Source organism: Pantoea wallisii (assembly GCF_002095485.1).
GTDB classification, from domain to species: domain Bacteria; phylum Pseudomonadota; class Gammaproteobacteria; order Enterobacterales; family Enterobacteriaceae; genus Pantoea; species Pantoea wallisii.
The window spans coordinates 1-22300 of the sequence record NZ_MLFS01000056.1 but is presented as its reverse complement, the minus strand read 5'-3'; the positions used below and the strand labels follow the sequence as shown (position 1 = coordinate 22300).

Here is a 22300-nt window from a genome sequence, read left to right as displayed (position 1 = left end):
CCGATATGACAGTGGACCGCTCACTGCACACCGCTGCGCAGGTGTTTCATGCGGCGTTCATTATCCGCCTGGCAGCTGACGCAGCGGGTGACGCCCTGAATGGCCCGGCGACGCGCTTCAGCAATGGGCGCTTCGCAATCCACGCAAAAAAAGGCGCTGATGCCAACCGGCCGCTGTACCGCCCGGGCAATGTTGCGCGCCAGCAGTTCTGCAGCATGCTGCTGCGCCAGGTCGATTTCATCCGCCATCAGTGCACCTCCTGCGCCTGATGTTCAAAACGCAGCGACTCCTGCTCCAGCAGTTCAACAATTTCTGCCGCGCCAAGCACTTTATTACGAGCGTGAACCGCGAGCGCCGCCAGACGCAGTGAAATAACCCGCGCATCCTCTGCGCATTGCTTATTACGTACCGTATCGAGTAAAGCATTTAATTCTTCTGCATCACTACGTTGCAGGTTAATAACAGTATCTCTCATTATGCACTCCGGAATTCGGGCAAAGGGATGCCCGGTGGATTTACACCTGTTGACGTTCTTTCTTAATTAATCAGGCAAGGTCAATCTTTTAGGAAATAAGCTCACTACCGCTTTTAAATGATTCATTGCCTGAATCAGTGCCCGGATCTCATCCGCGGTAAATTGATTGATTGCCATGTCATGCCGGCTACGACCAATATTGGCTAAATACAGAATCGCAGTTAATACCCGCTTATTCGTTGCCACGTGACGATCGGTTTTATCCCGCATATCAGCAAAGAAACGCGCCAGATCTTTTTCGCAGTGACAATGCAAAAGCCGACCGCGTATCTGTGCCAGATGGTTAAGCCCGTCAACGCGCTGGCCCGCACTCAGCGGGACTGTTACTGCCTCACCTTCAATCGCCATGCTGCACCTCGCTGCGTTACCGGTTGAGATCGGGAATGGCTGAGGATTGCGATTTCACACACCATCATGCATGATTCCCTTTTGAAGATTATCCGCACTCACCTGACTCCGTTTACCTATGACAAGTCGTGACTGCCGAATTTCCTTACACTGTAATACTCAATTGAGTAACAGTAAATACTCAGGAGAGTATATTTTGATACTCGATTCTCAGGTGAATAACGACGAGTTACTGGACAGAATCTGCCAGGTCTATGGTTTTACTCAGAAAATCCAGCTCGCACGCCATTTCAACATCGCCGCCAGTTCACTGCAAAATCGCTACACGCGCGGTACAGTTTCCTATGATTTTGCGGTGCAGTGCGCAATAGAGACCGGTGCCAGCATTCGCTGGTTGCTTACCGGACAAGGTGCTCAAACCGACAGCAGCACAGTGAACGATGCGGTTATCAGGCTGGAAAATTTCACGTTGAGTGATGGTAAACTGACAGAAAATTCCATTTTGAGCATAGATGCGAGTTTTTTCAGTAAACCGCTGGTGCAGGGCATGGCAGTGCGCGCAGAGGGCAAATTGCATTTCGTTGAGCAGCAGGCCACGTTCTCAGACGGAACATGGCTGGTGGAAATTGAAGGCACTACCAGCATTCGCGAGCTAACGCTTTTACCCGGCAAAAAACTTCATGTGGCAGGCGGTAAGGTGCCGTTCGAGTGTGGGATGAATGATATCACCCTGCGCGGCCGCGTGACCGGCATTTATAGTGAAGTGAGTTGAGGTGGATCGCAGGAGATTGATGCTCCTGCGTTAATCCTGAAAATTCCGAAAAATATAGTATCAATTATCTTCTCAGATAATATTCTTAATTAATAACACTACCCTCTTCTGAACTTCTTTACTTTGCCTGTGCAAAACTCTTCGAGAAAAATGATTTAGAATAAAGAGTGATGTACAGATCACTGCCATGATAAGAAATCCTTTATAAGATTAATCTCTTATGAGTCTGTTTCAGGAGGAAATAAGATGGCAGTTAATGGAAAATTCATGCTCACCGGGGAAAAATTTTCCCCGCCAATGCTGTATGATTTTGGAAATTACATGGCTTTTTCTGGCAATGGCGTATATAGAAATCGGGCTGTCTGCTCTGCAATTGCCGGAAATGGTCCGTTGCCTTTAGGCCGATATCATATTGTAAAACGCCCTGCAGGTTCACATGCCACTGTTTTAAAAACGCTCACTAAAGACTTACTCACATGGTGGAGCAGCACGCCAACCCTTCATCCTGAATGGTTTGCTCTTTATCGTGAGGATTCACATATGGATGACTACACGTTTATAGACAACGTTCGACGAGGGAATTTTCGTTTGCATCCTATCGGTATAGCGGATATTTCATTAGGCTGTATAACTTTACAGCATCGTACTGATTTCTTGCATATCCGGCAAATTTTGACCACCTATACATACGGAAATCAGAAAATATCCGGAACCAATCTGGAATCTTACGGCGTAATTGAAGTGACAGATGGAGTAACACAAGATGTCTGCCTGCAGCCTGAAAAGCCTCGTTAAAATCAGTCTCCTTTCGGCGATACTGTTCGTGGCTAATTATCAACTCTATTTGCCCATGCTGCAGCGGAATATTGTCACATTTGTGGATTTTTCGCTGCGCCAGGGATTCAATGACGCTGAGTTTCTTTATGGATTGATTATGTTGGCGTTGTCGATGTCAGAGAGTCTGATACTGTTCCTGCTCGCTACTTTATTCATTCGACCCTGGAAAAAACGGGCATAGCCCGTTTTTCATCTCGCTCAATACAAATTCAACGCGGCTATCTATTGTACATACGCTATTAACGCCCCGTCATCAGCCAGCGGCTGAGCACCCCTGCGCTGGAATAGCCGCGCAGAATCGCAGCATAGCTGTCGAAACGGTTACTCACTTCACTTACCTGGTTATTGTAGAGATCGCTCTCGGCGCTCAGCACATCAAGCAGTGTCCGGCGGCCCAGGTGATACCACTGATCAAAAAAGTCCTTCCGGATGCGATCCGATTCGACAATCAGGCTCTTATACAGCGCCGCGCGATCTGCCATGGAGTGAGAGTCCTGATTCGCGGCACGGATGCGGTTTTCCAGCTCACGGCGCTGCTCATGTACCTGCTGGCGACTGGCCTCGGCACGTTTGATGGCAGCAATCTCCTGCGCATTGGTTGAGCCGCCGCGGAATAAGCCCCAGCTCACGCTGAGTCCGGTCTGCCATGCCTGCTGGCGCCCCTGAAGATCCTCGCGCGTGCTCTTGTTCACCGTCCAGTTCAGTTTTGGCAGACCAGAGGCCTTAATCGCTTCGGCCTCTTTGAATGCGGCGCGCTCTTCAGCTTTGGCCCGCAGAATCAGTGGATGCGTATCCAGACCAGACAGTTGGCGCGTGAGATCGCCAAAATTCATCGCCCAGCGGTCGCTCGCCGGCAGAGTCACGCGACTGTTGCCCATCAGTCGGTTGAGCGTGATCTCTACGTCACGCGCTCGCGACTCGGCATTCTCCAGATAACTCTGCGCCTGTAGCAGACGGCCTTTAGCCTGGGTCAGCTCACTGCGACGGCCGGTATCGGACTGCACAATGCCGCTGAGCATGGTGGTCAGCTGATTCATGCGCGCTACGTACTGCTGGCTGATAGCAATTATCCGCTGCTGTTTATTCCACTCAATCAGCGCGTTACTCACCTGCATCGCCAGCTCTTCACGCTGAGCCTGTACCGCCTGCTGCGCCGAGGTTACGCGCTCTTCCCGGCTCTCGATCGTGCGGCTGGTTTGACCAAAGTCGATCAGGTTGGTCGCGACGGAAACGCCCAGCGCCGGGATATTGCTTTGGCCTCGTAACTTTTTACCCCGCCACCAAACTCTTTGGTGGCCGAACTGGCGCTGACATCCAGCTGCGGCCAGCGCTGACCTTTGGCTTCATCAACGCTGGCTGCCGCCGCGTCCGTTTGCGCCAGGGAGGATTTCAGGGCCGGGCTGATGCGCCAGGCTATCCGCGCTGCAGAGAGAAATTTTTGCCTTAACTCACCCTCTGCTACCGTGTCATTCACCGATCCGCTCAGTTTAACGGGGGATGTCGCGACTGCAGCATCAGCGGCGCTGTTCTGGTTGTAAGGCTGCGGCGAGCTGACATAAGTAAACTCGCTTTGGGCTTTCACTTCCGCTTCATTCGCCGGCACCGGCGCAGGCTGCTGCGGGTCAAATGTGCGGACCGATCTCAGCACCGGATTAGGCTGTTGCGGCTCAGGCTGACGCTGCTCCTCAGTGAGAAAACCACCGCCCTGCACTGGCTGACGGCTAACCGGCGCCGGATGGAGCGGCTCACTGTGTACCGGCCGCGGCTGAATCACCGGCTGCGCCTGAGGCTCTGGCACAGCATTTACCGGCGGAGAAACCGGCGGCGGCGCGACCTTCACCGGCTGTGGCGTGGCAAACATCGGTTGCTGTACCGGCGGCGCAGAGGTTTTTACCGGCGCGCTGATAACCGGTGCGCGCTGTGCAGGTACAGCCGGACGATGTCCGCTCATTTCGGCAAACATCATCAATTCACTGGTGGAATCTGCCATTACGCTGACGGCCGGTGCCACAACCATCGTGATACAAGCGGCAAGCAGAGAGAGGCGCCGCACCGTTACGCGGCACGCCATATTATTATTTTTCATGATTATTAACGCTCGCGGAATGCTTCTTTAGCTTTAAGAACAGGCTTCAGCAGATAATCGAGAATGGTTTTCTCACCGGTGCGGATCTCAACCGTGGCGATCATCCCCGGGATAATCGGCAGATCTTTATTGCCCGCATGCAGCATGCTTTTATCCGTCAGAATCAGCACGCGGTAGTAGGTGTCATCCGGTCGGCCGGACGCCGCTTTCTGATCGTCCTTTAGCGTATCCGGGCTGATGTACTCCACGTGACCGTCCAGCCCGCCATAAATGGCAAAATCGTAAGCCGTAATCTTCACCTTGGCCGGCAATCCCGGACGCAGGAAGGCGACATCCGAAGGGCGAATCTTCCCTTCCACCAGCAGTTGCTCCTCCAGCGGCACAATCTCAAGGATGTGCTCACCCGGCTGAATCACGCCGCCGATGGTATTCACGCGCACGTTTTTCACCGTGCCGTGCACCGGAGCGGTAATGGTGGTGCGATCTACTACGTCAGCGCGGCCAATCAGGTTCTCGCTCACCTGGCTTAGCTCCAGCTCCAGACGCGCCAGTTCGGTGTTGGCATCTGACTGATAGCGGTTGCGGCGCTCTACGATCTGCGCCTGAATATCGTTGGCCTGGCGATGCATACGCAGCAGCTCGACCTCTGACAGCAACCCTTTTGCGGCCAGCGGTTCTGCCAGGTGGATTTCACGCATCGAGAGTGCATAGCTGCGCTGCAGGGAGTTGATGCTGTCGTTCAGGGCCCGCTTACGTGATTCATACGCCCTGGTCTCCTGAGCAACTACGGCAGGATCGCTTTTGACCTGCTCATCAAAGGCCAGCGGCTGGGCATAGGCTTCCGCACGCAGACGGGCGATACTGCCTTTTAAACCGACTACTTTGCTCAATGCTTCACGATAGCTGGACTGGGCACGGGTAGGATCGATTTTCAGCAGCACATCGCCACGGTTAACGATGGTCCCTTCGCGCACGTTCATCTCGGCGAGAATGCCGCCCTCAAGGCTCTGAATCACCTGCTCACGACTGCGTGAGATCACCTTGCCGTCGCCTTTGGTGATCTCTTCCACCCGGGCATAGTTCGCCCAGGTGATGCCGACACCAATCACCGCGATGATGATCCACATCACCAGCTTTGATCCCGGCGTGGTCTGCGAAAGCAGTGACGCCTGCACATCGTTCATAAACTCTGCGTCTGCCGCAGAGAGGTTTTTAGCGCGATTACGCCATGGCATTAACTTGCTCATACTGCGGCCTCCTCTGCCGCTGCTTCTGCCGGCGTTGACGTTGCCGAAGCATCGTTAGCCGGCGCGGGCGCCTGCACCACCTGCTCAGTCGCCTGACGCGGCTGCTGACGGGCTCTGCCTTTTCCTTCCAAAGCGGCCAGCACCTGATCTTTCGGGCCATCCGCAACCACTTTCCCCTCCTCCACGACAATGATGCGATCCACCAGCGCCAGAATAGAGGGGCGGTGCGTCACCACAATCAGGGTATGCCCTTCACTGGCGCGTTTCAGGTGCGCAAGGAACTGGCTTTCGGTCATGCTGTCCATCGCGCTGGTGGGTTCATCCATCAGCAGCACTTTTGGCCGCGTCAGCAGCGTACGGGCCAGCGAAACCAGCTGGCGCTGGCCGCCTGACAGCCCTTCACCGCCCTCTCCCACCATCAGGTTGATACCGCTCGGGTGGCGCGCAGCAACGTGATCCAGTCCGGTCAGATTCAGTACGCGCAGCAGCTCATTGGCGGTGGCATCCGGACGGCCAATCATGACGTTCTCGCGCAGCGTGCCGTAAAACAGACGCGCATCCTGCCCGACAAACCCCACCGCTTTGCGCCAGTCCGCAGGATCAATCTGGTTCACATCCAGCCCATCGGCCGAGAGCTGCCCTTTCACCGGCTGATACAGACGCGCCATGACGCGTAACAGCGTTGATTTGCCGCTGCCGATACGGCCCAGAATCGCCACGCGCTCGCCCGCGTTGATGGTCAGCGAGATATCCTTGAGGATTTCCGGGTTCGGCTTCATCGGCGGCGCCGGATAGGAGAAGCTCACATTGCTGAGCGAAATGCCGCCGCTTAGCGGTGGATCGGTGAGATAGGTCTTGCTGCTGTCACGGTCAACCGGCATCTCCATCAGCTTATTCAGGGAGGTGAGCGCCGCTTTCGCCTGCTGATAACGGACGGCCAGACCGATAACCTGGCCGAGCGGACCGGTGGCGCGACTGGCCAGCATCACGGTCGCGATCATGGCACCCATGGTGAAGGTGCCGGCATTGATTAAATAGACGCCTGCCACCACCAGCATTACCGTCTGGAACTGCTGCAGAAAGGTCACCACGCCGGTTGCCAGCGTTGAGTAGCGCTTCGATTTCATCGAGTTAGCAGATTGCAGCGCGCTGAAGTTCTCCCAGCGGCGCTGCATATGCGCTTCACCGCCTACGGCTTTCAGCGTCTCCATGCCCTCCACGGATTCAATCAGCACACCCTGCTTCAGCGAGGCATCGCGCAGGTTCTCTTTCATGATGCGCGCAAGCGGCCACTGGATTGCGGCGCTGACGATGATGATCAGCGGGATCATCATCAACGGGATGATGGCCAGCGGGCCGCTGATAAAGAAGATCACTCCCACGAACATCAAAATGAATGGCAGATCAGAGATCGCCGCCAGCGTCGCGGAGGCCACAAAATCACGCACGGATTCGTATTCGCGGATCTGGTTCGCAAAGGTCCCTGAGGAAGAAGGTTTATGCTCCATCTGGATCGATAGCGCCTGGCGGAACAGCATGCTGCCCAGTACCAGATCGGCTTTTTTACCGGCCATATCCAGCAGATGCGCCCGCACAAAGCGCGTTATCGCTTCAAAGATCATGGCGATAGTGACGCCAATCGCCAGCGACCAGAGCGTCACAAATGCCTGATTAGGCACTACGCGATCGTAGACGTTCATGGTGAAGAAGATGCTGGAGAGCGCCAGTAAGTTGATCAACACGGCCGCAATCGCCGCGCTGCGGTAATAGCGGCGGTAGCGCCACAGCGTACTGAACAGCCAGTGGCCTTTCACTTCCGGCAGCATTTCGCTGGCGCGCTCATCCACCACCGCTGCCGGTTTGGCCATCACAGCAAAACCAGCATAGATGTCATTGAGATCGGCCAGGCTCATCTCAACCGGTTTATCACTCACTTCCGGCATGATCAGCTGGAAGCGCAGCTCACGCTGGTTCTCCTCATTGGTATGGATACGACGCGATAACACAATGCAGCCGCCGCCCTCTTTGCGCAGCAGAATCATGGGCATCAACTGTTCAGGCAGATCCTGCAGGCGGCGCTCCACCATCCCGCCCGTGATACCGGCATTCTCCAGCGCGGTCATCGCCTGAGAAGGTGAGAGCAGCGTAGCTTTCGGCAGGCCGGCAACCAGCGCCTCTTCGCTCTTTTCACGCTTATAGTGCTTACAGATCCATGCCACACTTTTAAGCAGCGTGTCATCTACCGTGGTTTCAATACGAGCAACAGAACGCGCATCCTGCTCCACTGCATTCTGCTTCTGGTCGACCATTTCCCGACTCCTGTAAACCTGACAAAAACGGCAGGCTCATTGCCCGCCGCCGACGTTTTCGAATTGGGAAAATTCTGACAGATGCCGCGTTTGAGCCGGTCCAAGACTTGTCTCAAACGCTGACGTTTATTTATGAACAACCATGTCAAAGAGGGGATTTACGTGCGCTGATGCCGGAGAAAATGTCAGGCTGTTGAGGCTGTTCCGGGCGTGTTATCTTACCTGCTCGCTTTACTGAACCGGACAATAAGCAATGGCAAAACAGCGCGTAGGAATCGTGTTTGGCGGGAAATCTGCTGAGCATGAGGTGTCGTTACAATCAGCAAAAAACATCCTCGAAGCGATCGATAAAAACAAATATGAAGTCACGCTTCTGGGGATCGATAAACAGGGCGAGTGGCATCTCAACGATGCTTCGGGTTTTCTGCTCAATGCAGAGAATCCCGCGCTGATTGCCCTCAATCGCTCCGGTGAGAACGTGGCGCTGGTGCCGGGCAGCGCTTCGCAGCAGCTGATTACGCGTCAGCAGGCGCAGCCGCTGTCACAGCTGGACGTCATTTTTCCGATTGTACACGGCACGCTGGGCGAAGATGGTTCGCTGCAGGGCCTGCTGCGCATGGCCAATCTGCCGTTTGTCGGCTCGGATGTGCTGGGTTCTGCGGTGAGCATGGATAAAGATTTCACCAAGCGCCTGCTGCGCGATGCCGGACTGAACGTAGCGCCGTGGCTGAGCGTAACCCAGGCGCAGCGTGCCACGCTGGATGCGCAGGCAGTGATCGACCGCCTGGGTCTGCCGCTGTTTATCAAGCCGGCGAATCAGGGCTCATCGGTTGGCGTAAGCAAAGTGGATAGCCTCGCGGCCTTCGATGCCGCACTGGACCTGGCCTTCACGTTTGACCGTAAGGTGCTGATTGAAAAAGGGATAAAAGGCCGGGAAATTGAGTGTGCAGTACTGGGCAATGAGACGCCGGAAGCCAGCCCGTGCGGCGAAATTGTGGTGCATGATGCGTTCTACTCTTACGATACCAAATACATCAGCGAAAGCGGTGCACAAGTGGTGGTACCGGCTGACATCAGCGAGGAGGCCAGCGCCGCGATTCGCGCAGTGGCGATCACCGCTTTTCAGGCGCTGGAGTGCTTCGGCATGGCGCGCGTTGATGTGTTCCTCACTGACGAGGGCGAGATTATTGTCAATGAGGTGAATACGCTACCTGGCTTCACGAACATCAGCATGTATCCCAAACTGTGGCAGGCTGCCGGCCTGAGCTACAGCGATCTGATTACCCGCCTGATTGAGCTGGCGCAGCAGCGCCATCAGCAATCCAGCCAGTTGAAGAGCAGCGTTTAAATAACGGTGACGTGGCTCAGGCCACGTCATGTACGATATTGTGCGGTTCCATCGCCGGGGATGTCTGATTGCGCCCGTTACGCTTGGCGACATAGAGGTTCTTATCTGCCGCCGACACCAGTCGGTTAATCACCCCCGGCCATTCGCGCTCGTGCAGCGCACAGCCGCGCGCCAGGCCTAAACTGGCGGTCACCGTAACGGTATTGCCCTGGATCCAGAACTTCTCTTTCACCATCGCCTGGCGTATCGCCTCCGCCAGCTGATAGAGCTGCGCGTGGCTGAAGTTAAATACCACCACCACAAACTCCTCGCCGCCAAAACGGCACACCATGCCGCGATGCCCTACAACATGCTGAATACGACGTGCGATCTCCTCCAGTACACCGTCGCCGGCATCGTGACCGAAATTGTCGTTTATCGCTTTGAAGTAGTCGACATCCAGCATAATTACGCCGGCTTCGCGCTGAAGGGAGAACGGCTCCTGCCGCAGGTTTTCATACAAGCCTGAACGCGACAGCAGCTGGGTGAGGAAGTCGAAGTTCGCGCGCAGCGCCAGGCGGTGATTCAGCTGGCGAATCGCATCCATACTTACCGCCACCAGCAGCGGACTCAGCGCCACCGTCGCCACGCCCAGCCGCGCCGAGGTCAGATGGCTGATCGGTAGCAGCGAGTCGTCGCCCTGAATATTCATCACGCCGTGTGAGACCAGCACAATCTCCGTGATGCCAGTGAACAGGATCACCAGGCTGGTGAGCGGAATCGGTAACACGATTGCGCACCAGATCAGCGCCGGAACCGGGAAGGTCAGGCTGCCGGCCCCGCCAATCAGCGCGCCTACCACCAGCGACAGCACCACGGCGCACAGTGGCAACAGCTTGCCGGCATGCAGCAGCGTGCGCGGCGGTACACTGCGCAGCGGGCGCGTGAGCATCACCGGCAGCAGCATCAGAGAGGTAGAGAACTGCTCGCTGAACCAGTCAGCCCAGGCCACGACAAACCGCGCATTAAAATCGATATCCTGCGCCCAGGCGCCCCAGGTTGCACAGGCGGCAGCGCCCAGCAAACAAGCGGGAAAGATCCGCATTGCATTGAAGATCTGATTGCTGGCAGAAGGGGCCTGCAGATGCCTGATCAGCATGCTCACTGCCACAACCGTAAACAAAACGTTGGCAAAGTTGACCGTAACCGCCGGCAGCGCCCAGCCGGAGAAGACCGTGTCGTTGAAAATCATTGCGGCGAAGCACACCAGATAGCTGGAGGTGCGGTGCAAAAAGGGTTGGCGCACGATTAAGCCCGCCAGCAGGGCATTCACCGGCCAGAAGAGCGAAAACTCCTCGGGGATACGCAAATGGCTGCCGATAAAGCAGAAAAAGAGCGTGATGAGGAATAGCGAGAGAGCATTCTTTTTTAAATTATTCTCTGCAAACAGCTTAACGCGCATACGTCTGAACCCTGTAACCTGAAATCGCTGCCATCCGCTATAGCATCAGCAAGCATTAGACCTGAAACCACCGTGCAATGATTCGGTAATTAAGCGAGCGTTCACCACCCTGTTCTGCGACTGAACGGCGCCTGAACGATCATGCCGGTTGCGGCGTGAATAAACGCTGCGGCGATTATGCCCTGCAAATAAAAAAATCGGATATCCGGGATATCCGATTTTTACCTCTCTGGCAGCAAACAGATCGTAAGCGGCGGTTTATTTCACGGCCACGGGCCACTGGCTCAGGCGAATACCGCGTTCGCGCGCATTGTCTCCGAAATCCTGCAGCACCGCTTTGATATCCGGGTCCATATACTCGGCGTTATCGTGATCGACGATAACGACACTGTTTTCTGGTATCTCCGCCAGCAGCCCCTGCAGTTTGGGGTTGTGCATAAACGTCAGGTTTTGCTGGAAGCGCAGTACGTAGTGATCGTCATAGCGCGTCAGCTGCAGCGCATTGCGGTGGCTTTTGTAGATACTGCACACAATCTGCGTGGCGATACCGATACCAATGCCCGCCAGCATGCCGAATATAATGATGCCGCCAATCGTGGCAAGGAACGGCACATACTGCTGCGCCCCCATACGAATCTGCTCAATGAACAGACGCGGCGTCGCCAGCTTATAGCCGGTGTAGAGCAGCACGGCCGCCAGGCTGGCCAGTGGGATGGCGTTCAGCAGGTTGCTAAACCACAGGCCGCAGATCAGCAGTAGCACGCCGTGAAGCAGAATGGATAGCTTGGTCTGCGCCCCTACGCTCACGTTGACTGAACTGCGGACAATTACCGCCGTAATCGGCATCGCGCCCAGGAATCCCGCCGTCAGGTTACCGATCCCTTGGGCAAACATCTCTCTGTTGGGCGAAGGCGCCGGGTGCTGCGGACGCAGCTTTTTCAGCGCCTCCTGGCTGAGCAACGTTTCGAGGCTTGCTACCAGCGCCAGCGTGACGGCCACTACCCAGACGGAAGGGTTCTGCCACGCCAGCCAGTCCGGCGTCTCCAGCTCTGCCACCAGCGCGGACATGCTGTCAAACGCCGGCAGCGTGATGCGCGGTAAGCCCTCTCGCAATCCCGGCAGCAGACGATCGCCCAGCACCGTCGCCAGGCACCCAAACAGCACCGCCACCAGCGGCCCCGGAATCCAGCCCAGCGCCTTGACGGATTTCACCACCGGCGTAGTCCATAGCCACAAGATTGCCAGACCGGTCCCGGCTACCAGCATGGCGCTGGTCGAAAAGACGAAATCGCCCGTGACCAGCGAAACCAGTTCGGCATCCCCGGCAGCGCCCAACGCCACCGGAATCTGCTGCATAATCAAAAGAATGCCGATGGCCGCCAGCATCCCTTTGATCACACTGCCCGGTACCAGCGAGATAAAGCGCCCGGCACGCAGCAGGCCGAGTACACACTGCAGAACCCCCGCCAGAATCAGTGCGGTAAGAAAGGCGGAGAAGCTGCCGAGCGTCTGGATCGAGGCGACCACAATAGTCACTAACCCGGCAGCCGGACCGCTAACGGCAAAGCGCGATGGGCTCAGCGCCGTCACCAGCAATCCCCCAATGACGCCGGTGAGCAGACCGGCAAACGGCGGCAGACCGCTGGCCTGGGCAATGCCCAGACAGAGCGGCAGCGCGACCAGAAACACCACCAGACCGGCCGGAATATCCTGGCGAAGCGTGTTCAGATTCATGGCGTAGGTTCCTCTGCTGATTGCTGGATTAACTCTTTCAGATGGCCAGACTGCAGGTCATATACGCAGCCAAAGAGATCCAGTGGCTGCCCGGCCTGCCAGGCCTGAAGCACCGGCTCGCTGGTAACCAGCCCGGCAAACTGCGCGATAACATTCGCCTCCACCAGGCGATTAAGCTTGCTGCCCTCCTCCTCTTCGCCGGTGCTGGCGTGATACGTTTTCAGCCCCTGCTCAAGGCTGCTGCGCAGGGCCGCAATGCGTCTTGCCAGCGCAGAGTCCTCCTGCGCCAGCGGACTGGCTGGCAACCCGAGTGCCGCCTGTACACCGCCGCAGCCGTAGTGACCGCATAGCACGATGCGCTGCACGCCAAGATAAAAAATGGCGTACTGCAATACGCTCATCAGGTTGTCATCGTCCGGCACAACCATGTTGGCGATATTACGGTGGACAAAGAGTTCACCCGGATGGGAGCCGGTCAGGACCTCTGCCGGCACGCGGCTATCGGAGCAGCCAATCCATAACGAATGGGGTTTTTGCTGATGCAGATATTTTGCGAAATAGTCCGGATTGCGGGCGCGGCGCTGTAGCGCCCAACTGCGATTTTTCGCTAATAAGGGTTTCAGGGTCGTCACAATAATCTTCTCTCTGTATACGAAAATATCGCTTTCAGGCAAATAGCCGCTCTGTTATAGCGGGCTATAAAAATAAGAAATGGATGAAAGCAGAGCTTCCTCACAGAAATTGTTTATAGACGCTTAAGCTTGGAGTTGCACCTTTAATATTTTCATGGAAAGCGAACAAAGACTTTTTGTAAAATAAACGTCAGGGAATGTTGATGAAAAGTAAATATATGCAAGCCTGGAAAAGATAACGAAGATCTGAAATATCCATCATATTCAAAACATTAAATAATGGCATGATATTCATGAGATTATTATACTGACAAAAACATACACTTATATTTGTTAAACCTCTGCACTGGTATGGTGAACAAAGGCCTTCAGGCTGGGATTAATCTTAATTATAAAATTTATGATTAGTGTAATGCACTGGTTATATTATCGAATCGCCCTATATTTCGCTGATACGCAGCGGATAATTAAGCGAGAGATCAGGAAATTAATAAGCACAATAATAGTTACACCAAAAAGTAAATATTACTGGTCCTGATGTGAAAACAAGAACGCCTGCCGGAGCAGGCGCTTTTTCGCTTGACGAATTATTTACCGTTCCACGCTTTCATGCGCTCTTCCCGCACCTGAAGCTGCTGTTCCGGCGTCAGCTTATTGTAGTTTTCAGCCATGCCGCTCTCCCAGTCACCGTATAACGGATTAGGCAGCACGATAAACTGGGTGCCGAAGCGCTGATGATTAAGGCTGACAAACTGCTGGCGCTGCGCATTACCCTGATGCCAGGTGGCGCCGCCAAAATCATTCAGGTTATCGCCCACATAGAGCACCACGTTGTAACCGGCGTTTTTGATGGCGTCGAAGCGATCCTGTTTATTGGAATTTCCGGTGCTGAGACGCACGGTTTTATCGCTCACGCCGGTGAAGCCGAGTTTGTTCAGGTTTTCGACGGTGGCGGCATAATCTTTTTGATCGCGGTTGGAGACATAAAACATCGTGCCGCCGTGGCTATTGACGTAATTCGCGAACTCCACCGCGCCCGGTACGGCAGTGGCCTGACGCGCCTGTGTCCAGGCTGACCAGGTTTTGCCCGAGAAGGGCTGGCCATTTTTCGCCTGCCATGCACTGTAGGCGCTGTTATCGATCATGGTTTCATCCAGATCGACAATAACCGCTTTGGGTTTACCGGTCAGTGAAGGTGCCTGATCGAACGCCATACGCGCGCTATTGAACGCCTGCCAGCTCAGGGCCTGGTATTCGCCGGACTGCTGAAACCAGTTTACGGCCAGCACTGACTGCTGGCCAAGCTGCTGCTGAGCCTGCTGTCTTGGTGGCTGCGCACAGCCGGTTAGCGTCAGTGCAATCAAGCCGGAAGCCGCCAGCCAGGTGGTCTTTTTCATCATGTCATCCTTAAGCGATTAGGGTCAGTTTTTGTAAAGCTTTAAAAATGTAGCAGTTAACGTAAGCTGTGGGCAGAGCAAAGCGCCCCTCTCTCTACACAGGAGACACTTATGGATAATCACTCACCGCGTGGACCACGCTCGGCGCTGCTGGATAAGCTGGCGTGGCTGGAGTATGCCTTTCAGCCAGCAGGCTTACCTGCCCCCGCAGATGCGGCGTATGGGCAGCAGCGGCACAGCGCCAGAGTGGTTCTCGCCGGGCAAAACCAGCCGCCCAAAAGCTGCGAGTCCGATGGCGTAATCGGTGACTCCCTCAGCCCGGTCGCGGTATATACCGCCGACTGTCTGCCCGTGCTGTTTGCCGATGCGGGCACGCATCAGGTCGCCGCGGTGCATGCAGGGCTGCAGGGCACGCTCGCGGGCGTGTTAGGCAGTGCGATTGATAGTCTGCAGGCACGTGGCGCGCAGGTCGCCGGGCTCTATGTTGCAATTGGTCCGGCTATCGGCCCGTGCTGCTATGAGTTGGGCAGCGACAGAGTTGCGCAGATGCAGGCGCGCGATGATCTGCCCACCCCGCGCTGGTCAGTGGAGCAGCCGCATAACCCGCTGGCAGTGCGTCCGCAGGCGCGTGCGCATCATCAGGGCGTATGGTTCGATCTGCCGTATCTGGCGCGTGAACTGCTGCTGCAGCGCGGTATCCCGGCGTCGCATATTGATGTGCTGAATCTGTGTACGTACTGTATGACGGAGACGGGCTCAAGCTATCGCTACAACACCCATTTCGCCAGCGGCTATCAGTCACGCTTCTCATGGATCCGTCGGCGCGAAGAGGGTGGCGTCACATCCCTGTGACGCCAGGCGATCAGTGAATGATCGCGTTGAGGATCAATACACCGCCAAGGCCGAGGAAGGAGATCAGCGTCTCCATGACCGTCCAGGTTTTCAGGGTCTCTACCACGCTCAGGTTGAAGTAGCCCTTAAACAGCCAGAAGCCGGGATCGTTAACGTGTGAGGCGATCACGCTGCCGGAACCCACGGCCAGCACCATCAATGCCGGATCGGCGTGCGTGACGGCAATAATCGGCGTCACGATACCGGCAGTGGTGATCGCTGCCACCGTAGCCGACCCCAGCGCAATACGCAGCATGGCAGCCACTGTCCAGCACATCAGCAGCGGCGACAGTGACGATCCTTTCATCATATCGGCAATGTAGTTACCTACGCCGCTATCGACCAGCACCTGCTTAAAGGCGCCGCCACCTGCAATGATGAAGATGATCATAGCTATAGCGGCAATCGACTCACCGCACATGTCCATCACCTCCTCCATTTTGCGACCATTGCGCAGGCCCAGCGTGAAGACCGCGATCACCACCGCGATAAACAGCGCCACCGCCGGGTTACCGATGAACTCAAAGAACTGACGCAGCGGGTTCTCTTTTGGCGTGGTCAGCTCAAACACCGCGGCAATCGCCATCAGCACCACCGGAATGACCGCAGCGAAGATACTGATGCCGAAGCCTGGCATCTCCTCCTCCGTGAAGATCTTCGGGTTGTACAGCCCTTCCGGCGGCGACTTTTCAAAGCTCTTGAGGAATTTTGAGAAGATCGGCCCGGCGACAATCACGGTCGGGATAGTGATGATCATGCCGTACAGCAGCGTGGTGCCGAGATTGGCACCGAAGATGGTGGCAATCGCCGTTGGGCCCGGGTGCGGCGGCAGGAAGCAGTGCGTCACGGAGAGCGCAGCGACCATCGGCACACCCACGTAGAGCAGCGGCAGACCGGCGGCAGCACGATAGTGAACACCAGCGGCAGCAGCAGCACAAAGCCCACTTCATAAAACATCGCCAGGCCGACAATCAGGCCGGTGACCACCAGCGCCCACTGCAGCCGCTCTTTACCGAAAGCTGCAATCAGCGTTGTGGCCACGCGCTGGGCGGCGCCCGTATCAGAGACCAGCCGGCCCAGCATGGCGCCGAAGCCGAGGATCATCGCTAACCCGCCCAGCGTTGAACCAATGCCTTTCTGGATCGAGGCCATCACATTGAGCGGTGTCATGCCTTCGGCAATGCCGACGACGGCCGAGACAAACACCAGCGCAATGAAGCCGTTGACCTTAAAGACAATCATCAGAACCAGCAGCAGTACCACACCCAGCACAATAATGGTTATTGGCATTTTTATTATCCTTAGGAATACAGAGGGGTGTTTAAGGTTTAGGCACGAGCCGGCAATTTCGCCAGCCGTGCTGCGGCGTTACACCGCGACGCGCATACCGCCATCAACGAACAGCAGATGACCATTAACAAAATCTGATGCGCCGGAAGCAAGGAACACTGCGGCACCAATCAGCTCCTCCGGTTTGCCCCAGCGGGCAGCGGGTGTACGCTTGGTCAGCCAGCCGGTGAAGGCTGGATCGTCTGCCAGCGCCTGCGTCATCTCGGTCACGAAGTAGCCAGGCGCGATAGCGTTAACCTGAATATTATGGCGAGCCAGCTCAACGCACATGCCGCGCGTCAGCATGGTCACCGCGCCTTTCGATGCCGCGTACGGCGTGATGGTGTCGCGCCCCAGCTCACTCTGCATTGAACCAATATTGATGATTTTACCGCGCTGGCGATCAACCATCTTTTTCGCCACGGTTTGCGACACCAGAAATACCGCCGTCTGGTTTACGGCAATCACGTCATTCCAGTCCTGCTCCGGGAACTCCAGGAATGGACGACGGCGCTGAATTCCTGCGTTGTTGACCAGAATATCGATCGGTCCCCACTGCGCTTCAATCTCATCCACCGCCTGCTGAACCTGCGCAGATTGCGTGACATCAAACGCTTTGGCGTGCGCCTGCACCCCGAGCTCGCGCAGTTTCGCCGCACTCTGCTCTGCGCCTTCAGCCGTGGTGGCATTGATAATCACCTCCGCGCCCGCTTCGCCTAAACCACGTGCCAGCAGAAAGCCAATGCCGCGTGCCGAACCGGTAAGCAGCACACGCTTGCCGGCAAGAGAAAATAAGTGACTCATGAGGGCTCCTTAAAAGGTTAACTGAACTTTTGCCGCACGGGTTTTATCGCCGGCAAACTGCAGCGCAGCATCAACATCCTGTAACGCGTATTCGCCACTAAACAGCGGCAGCGGGTTGACGATGCCGCTGGCCAGCCACTCCACCGCCGTATTGAATTCGTGGGTAAAGCGGAACGATCCCACCAGATGGATCTCTTTGGCGATCAGCGCCATGATCGGGAAGTCCGGAATAGCGCCGCCCATGCCAACCTGCACCAGCGTTCCTTTGGCGCACACCACATCCAGGCAGCGTTGCAGCGATGAAGGATGACCGGAAGCTTCGAATGCGACATCAAAGTAGCCCTTGTCCGCCAGATACGGCGTAAAGTCACCCTCGGCGGCATGGATCACATCGGTGGCACCCATCTGTTTTGCCATGCTCAAAGAGCGTTCGCTGATATCGCTGCAGACGATGGATGCGGCGCCGCGCGCTTTCGCCGCGGCGGCAATCAGGCAACCGATAGGTCCAACGCCAGAGATAAACACATGCTTTCCGCGAAGATCGCCCGCCTGATGAGTGGCGTGAATGCAGACTGCCAGCGGCTCGGCGAATACCATCACCGTTTCATCCGCGTCCTGAGGGAAAGGCACGCACTGGCTGCTATCCACCACTTTGAACTGCGTAAAGCCGCCATCGACGTGCGGCACATACATGGCACTGCCGAAAAAGCGCATGGAGGTACACTGGTTATGCTGGTCGCGCTGGCAATATTTACAGGTGCCGCACGGTTTTGACGGGTTCACCGCGACTTTCTGGTCGGGTTTGAGCTGCGGATTATCGCTCTCAACCACGTAGCCAATCACTTCATGGCCGAGAATCATCGGCATTTTGACTTCAAAGCTGCCGACTTTACCCTCCTGATAGTAGTGCAGATCGGAGCCGCAGATGCCGCCGCGCGTGATGCGCACCAGCGTCCCCTGGCCATTCCACTCGACCTGCTGCGGTGCGACGCTAACCTGTTGCTTGCCGATAATCACGCAGGATTGCGTTTCGATGTTCATAGCTTCCCCATTCAGTGCTGTTGCAATGGGGGCTATAAGAGCGGGATATGCCTGGTCAAACCGTGACGAATGTCACTTAAAACTATGTTACGGAAAAGCTGTTACTGAGAACGTGAAGCCGCAGGTGCCCGTGTTCGCAGTACAACGTATTGCACAAGAGATTGCGTCACGGCAGGTGCCGGACCGCAGTATTAATTACCTGACATTAAATCGTGACTGTATTTAAACAACTCTGAATCGGAACGCAGACCCAGCTTCTTCAGCGCCGACTGTTTTTGTCCGCTGACCGTTTTACGACTGCGTTTAAATTTAACGGCAATCTGCGACACGCTCAGGCCATCAAGAAAACAGCGCACTACTTCCACTTCACGCGGGCTGAGGGTTTTCACCTTCTCATACATGTTGCCTTTACTGCTCAGATCGAGATTATCGTTGATGGCGTCTTCGCTCATGACATAGAGGTTTTCCACTTCATACGCCACCTCCTGCGACAGAAACAGACGTCCCTGCGCCACCTGACGAATCGCCTGTACGATCTCCTGCATATTGTGGCTTTTACCAATAAACCCTTTCACGCCAGCGCTCAGTACCATTTTCACAATCGCCGGGCTCTCCATGGAGGAGGAGATCAAAATCTTTTGCTGTGGATAGTGGTTACGCAGTTGCTTCACCAGCGCCAGGCCATCCAGCTCGCGTTCACCCAGCAGAAAATCCAGCACCAGCACATCAACTGCTGTACTGCGCAGCTGGTTGAAGAGCTCATTGCTTGAGGACCAGGCGCCAACCAGCTGAATGTCGGGCTCGTGTTTCAGGCATAATTCAAAGACGGTACGAACCATGGGGTGATCATCAAGGACAGCGACACGCACCTGTTTATTGTGTGCATATACCATTCAATACATTCCTTTATTGCAAACTTAATGTTGTCCAGTACTGATAACCACACCAGTAAAAAGACCTGATGACATTCGTCGGTAACCGGGGTGATATCGAAAGTCACGCAGTGCCGTAAATCAAAAAAGAGTGCGTAAAATTTATTAGCAAATTCACTGCCGTGTTTTCCAGCTATTTTTTATGCAAGGCGTCTGTAATTTCACCCTGCTCGCTCCAGAAAACTGCGAAAATTCTGACTTAACTCGGTGAAGTGACCACATAAGAATTGTCTTGAAAGGTTTTTTTGCCTGTAACTTCATGAAAAATATAATATTCACCTTTATATTCCTGTCATTTTCTCACGCAGGGAATATTAATTAATTGTTAATAACTTGAGAATGGTCGCAAAATATCTGTGCTATTTAAATAGTCCAGGCGCGGCATAAAAATCTCTCTATACTCCTTTTCCCTTATCCTGACTAATGGCTCTGTTCTGCGGAAAAATATTGTGGTTAATCCGGCTCTTTTTATCCGTTCTATGGGCGTAATGTTTTTACTGTTATTCCCCTGTGTCGTAACGGCGACGGTTAAACCACTGCAGTTACTGGCGCGCTACGATACCGCACAGCCGGCCCTGCAGCTGGCTGAGCCCATCTCTTCCGGGTTTCGTAATAAAGTGATTAAAGTTGCGGTAGCAGGAAAACCGCAGCCGCCGCTTTACATGGACACGGATACGCGGCGCTTTGAGGGCCTGAGCGCAGACTATCTCTCACTGCTGCAGAGCATGCTGGAGTCCACCATTGAGGTGTACCACTTTCCCAGCTATCACCAGGCGCAGCAGGCTGTGCTGGCCGGTGAGATGCAGATGCTGGCAATCTATGTGCCCCCACCCTCTGTGCGCCCTGCTTTGTTACTGACCAGCGTACCGTGGATGCTGGATTACAGCGTCATTGGCTTTAAAAGCGATATTAGTCCGTTTCTGAAAGCAGATTTGCCGCCGCGTCTGGCCTGGTCCGGTACCTCACAGCTGCGTCAGCATCTGGAAGAGACCTATGAAAATGTCCAGCTGCTGCGTTTTCCCGCCACCTACGATGCGATGGCCGCCACGGTATTTGGTCAGACGGATCGGCTATGGGGCAACGCCGCCACGCTCACGCATCTGAATCGCTATCTGTTTGCCAACGCGTTAACGCTGGCCGCAGATGAGCACACAATCCCATTAAACGTCAGTTTTGGCATCAGCCCGCATTTCCCACAGCTGGCGGAGGCGGTAAATCAGGCCCTGCCGCAGATCCCGCTGTCGATCCGTATGCAAATTGCCAAACGCTGGCAGCTTGATCCTCACCACGTCCTGCAGCGTAATCCTCTGGCGCTCACCGCAGATGAAGAGATATGGTTGCATGAGCATTCACGTATTGAAGCACCTCTGCCGCTGGCGCAGGCACCGCTCAGTAGCCGTACGCCCGGCGGTGAGTTTCACGGCATGGCAAACGATGTACTTGACCTGATCACCAGCCAGACCGGCCTGCGCTTTGTGACGGACAGCCCGATGCCCCACACAGAAGATAGCGAGCCGCTGCCGCGCCTGTTTCCACTGGCGATCCTTGAGCCGGAGGATGATGCGCAGCCCGCGCTGATTACCCGCCCGTGGCTGGTATCACACTGGGTGATCATTCGTAATCAGCAGCCGCGCAGCATTATTGCACGCGACACCTTTCCCTTTGGCTCAGCGATGGTGCTAAAAAACCAGCGCATGAAAAGCTGGCTGCAGGCGCGCTATCCGCATCTTTCAATCGGTGAGACGGATCGTCCGCTGGACGCACTGCGTCAGCTGCAGGCGCACAAAGTGGATGCCGTCGTGTTACCCAAGATCTTCGCCGACTATCATCTGCGCGATCACTTTGGTGATGGTCTGATCATTGAAGGCACGCTGGGCGCCGATCCGGCCCGCTTTGTGATGCGTACCACGCCAGGCAATGAAACCCTCATCAGTATTCTCGATAAAGCGCTGTTGGCTATTCCACCGGAAGCGCTGTTCAAACTGCTGGCGCAGTGGCGACAGGCAGAAGCCCCCTTTTTACGCGCGTCATGGCAGAACTATAAACAGACCATTCTGCTCATTGTCTCCATCTCCGCCGGTCTGATTCTGTTGACGCTGCTGTGGAACTACCATCTGCGTAAAATCATTCAGCAACGCATTCAGGCGGAGAACGCGCTGAAAAACCAGCTCAATTTCACCCATACCCTGTTTAACGATTCGCCCGTCGCGATGTATATCCGCGATAAGCAGACCCGGCTGGTGGATTGCAATAATGCCTATCTGCGCTTTATGCACGTTAAACGTGAAGAGGTGATTGGCAAACGCTTATCCGATGTATTTCTGGATAACAATGACAGCGTACACAGCATGGAGAGCGGCTATCAGCAAACGCTGCAGAACGGTGAAGCGGTGATGCGCGATATCCAGTTAGTGTTTGGTCAGCAGCATTATCATCTGTATCACTGGACCCTGCCGTTCCGTGACCGCCTGGGCGAGGTCGCCGGTGTTATTGGCGGCTGGCTGGATGTCACCGAACGCAATGCCCTGCTGCAGGAGCTTCAGCTGGCAAAAGACACCGCCGACAAAGCCAGCCGCTCCAAAAGCGAATTTCTTGCCAGCATGAGCCACGAAATCCG

At 55.3% G+C, this 22300-nt stretch carries 19 protein-coding genes and 1 pseudogene; 5 read left to right on the top strand and 15 right to left on the bottom strand.

The features are described 5' to 3' along the window. Positions 1–20 precede the first annotated feature (20 nt). The 3 genes from HA48_RS17385 to HA48_RS17375 all read right to left on the bottom strand — a co-directional run bounded on the left by HA48_RS17385 (position 21) and on the right by HA48_RS17375 (position 883). On the bottom strand, positions 21–248 hold the full coding sequence (locus HA48_RS17385; RefSeq protein WP_128602442.1) for a TraR/DksA C4-type zinc finger protein: 228 nt from the start codon (positions 246–248) through the stop codon (positions 21–23). Then, positions 248–475, bottom strand: a complete 228-nt coding sequence (locus tag HA48_RS17380; RefSeq protein ID WP_128602441.1) for a DUF2732 family protein — start codon at positions 473–475, stop codon at positions 248–250. Before HA48_RS17380 ends, HA48_RS17385 begins: the two co-directional genes overlap by 1 nt. A 66-nt stretch (positions 476–541) precedes the next feature. Next, positions 542–883 (bottom strand): DUF5347 family protein, encoded by a 342-nt coding sequence (locus HA48_RS17375; RefSeq protein ID WP_128602440.1) that lies wholly within the window; start codon positions 881–883, stop codon positions 542–544. A 196-nt stretch (positions 884–1079) separates the two neighbouring features. On the opposite strand from HA48_RS17375, the gene HA48_RS17370 reads away from it, so the two are divergent. Both HA48_RS17370 and HA48_RS17365 read left to right on the top strand, forming a co-directional pair. Continuing rightward, positions 1080–1655 (top strand): phage repressor protein CI, encoded by a 576-nt coding sequence (locus HA48_RS17370; RefSeq protein ID WP_128602439.1) that lies wholly within the window; start codon positions 1080–1082, stop codon positions 1653–1655. A 246-nt stretch (positions 1656–1901) separates the two neighbouring features. Continuing rightward, positions 1902–2450 (top strand): DUF2778 domain-containing protein, encoded by a 549-nt coding sequence (locus tag HA48_RS17365; RefSeq protein WP_128602438.1) that lies wholly within the window; start codon positions 1902–1904, stop codon positions 2448–2450. Between the two features lie 281 nt (positions 2451–2731). Here HA48_RS17365 and HA48_RS22665 read toward each other — a convergent pair whose 3' ends face one another. From HA48_RS22665 to HA48_RS17350, 4 genes are read right to left on the bottom strand one after another with little or no spacing between them, the layout of a single operon-like run. Next, a complete protein-coding gene (locus HA48_RS22665; protein WP_482809944.1) occupies positions 2732–3676 on the bottom strand; it encodes a TolC family protein in 945 nt (314 codons plus the stop codon). A 26-nt stretch (positions 3677–3702) separates the two neighbouring features. Further along, positions 3703–4578, bottom strand: a complete 876-nt coding sequence (locus HA48_RS22660) for a hypothetical protein (RefSeq protein WP_244182894.1) — start codon at positions 4576–4578, stop codon at positions 3703–3705. Between the two features lie 5 nt (positions 4579–4583). Beyond that, a complete protein-coding gene (locus HA48_RS17355; protein ID WP_128602437.1) occupies positions 4584–5825 on the bottom strand; it encodes an HlyD family type I secretion periplasmic adaptor subunit in 1242 nt (413 codons plus the stop codon). Then, a complete protein-coding gene (locus tag HA48_RS17350; RefSeq protein WP_128602436.1) occupies positions 5822–8134 on the bottom strand; it encodes a type I secretion system permease/ATPase in 2313 nt (770 codons plus the stop codon). Before HA48_RS17350 ends, HA48_RS17355 begins: the two co-directional genes overlap by 4 nt. Positions 8135–8387: 253 nt before the next feature. Between HA48_RS17350 and ddlA the strand changes: the two genes are divergently transcribed. Then, positions 8388–9482: a D-alanine--D-alanine ligase gene (gene ddlA, locus HA48_RS17345; protein ID WP_128602435.1), complete on the top strand. Its 1095-nt coding sequence runs from the start codon at positions 8388–8390 to the stop codon at positions 9480–9482. Positions 9483–9498: 16 nt separating this feature from the next. Here the strand turns inward: ddlA and HA48_RS17340 are convergent, their stop codons facing one another. The 4 genes from HA48_RS17340 to HA48_RS17325 all read right to left on the bottom strand — a co-directional run bounded on the left by HA48_RS17340 (position 9499) and on the right by HA48_RS17325 (position 14686). After that, complete coding sequence (locus HA48_RS17340; protein ID WP_128602434.1) at positions 9499–10923, bottom strand: GGDEF domain-containing protein; 1425 nt, start codon at positions 10921–10923, stop codon at positions 9499–9501. A 258-nt stretch (positions 10924–11181) separates the two neighbouring features. Beyond that, positions 11182–12651, bottom strand: a complete 1470-nt coding sequence (locus HA48_RS17335; RefSeq protein WP_128602454.1) for a SulP family inorganic anion transporter — start codon at positions 12649–12651, stop codon at positions 11182–11184. Between the two features lie 2 nt (positions 12652–12653). Then, entirely contained in the window at positions 12654–13295 is a 642-nt protein-coding gene (locus HA48_RS17330; protein ID WP_128602455.1) for a carbonic anhydrase, read from the bottom strand. A 581-nt stretch (positions 13296–13876) separates the two neighbouring features. After that, on the bottom strand, positions 13877–14686 hold the full coding sequence (locus HA48_RS17325; protein WP_128602433.1) for a 5'-nucleotidase, lipoprotein e(P4) family: 810 nt from the start codon (positions 14684–14686) through the stop codon (positions 13877–13879). 111 nt (positions 14687–14797) lie between these two features. On the opposite strand from HA48_RS17325, the gene HA48_RS17320 reads away from it, so the two are divergent. After that, complete coding sequence (locus tag HA48_RS17320) at positions 14798–15538, top strand: purine nucleoside phosphorylase YfiH/LACC1 family protein (protein ID WP_128602432.1); 741 nt, start codon at positions 14798–14800, stop codon at positions 15536–15538. 10 nt (positions 15539–15548) lie between these two features. Here the strand turns inward: HA48_RS17320 and HA48_RS17315 are convergent. From HA48_RS17315 to HA48_RS17300, 4 genes and pseudogenes are all read right to left on the bottom strand, one after another. Then, a pseudogene (locus HA48_RS17315) lies at positions 15549–16867 on the bottom strand (gluconate:H+ symporter). A 78-nt stretch (positions 16868–16945) separates the two neighbouring features. After that, positions 16946–17710: a gluconate 5-dehydrogenase gene (gene idnO, locus HA48_RS17310; protein ID WP_128602431.1), complete on the bottom strand. Its 765-nt coding sequence runs from the start codon at positions 17708–17710 to the stop codon at positions 16946–16948. Positions 17711–17719: 9 nt separating this feature from the next. Next, positions 17720–18751: an L-idonate 5-dehydrogenase gene (gene idnD / locus HA48_RS17305; RefSeq protein WP_128602430.1), complete on the bottom strand. Its 1032-nt coding sequence runs from the start codon at positions 18749–18751 to the stop codon at positions 17720–17722. Positions 18752–18942: 191 nt separating this feature from the next. Beyond that, positions 18943–19644, bottom strand: coding sequence for a response regulator (locus HA48_RS17300; protein ID WP_128602429.1), 702 nt, complete (start codon positions 19642–19644; stop codon positions 18943–18945). A 527-nt stretch (positions 19645–20171) separates the two neighbouring features. Between HA48_RS17300 and HA48_RS17295 the strand changes: the two genes are divergently transcribed. After that, positions 20172–22300: PAS domain-containing protein (locus HA48_RS17295; protein WP_244182893.1), on the top strand; the 2129-nt coding region annotated here is incomplete at its 3' end.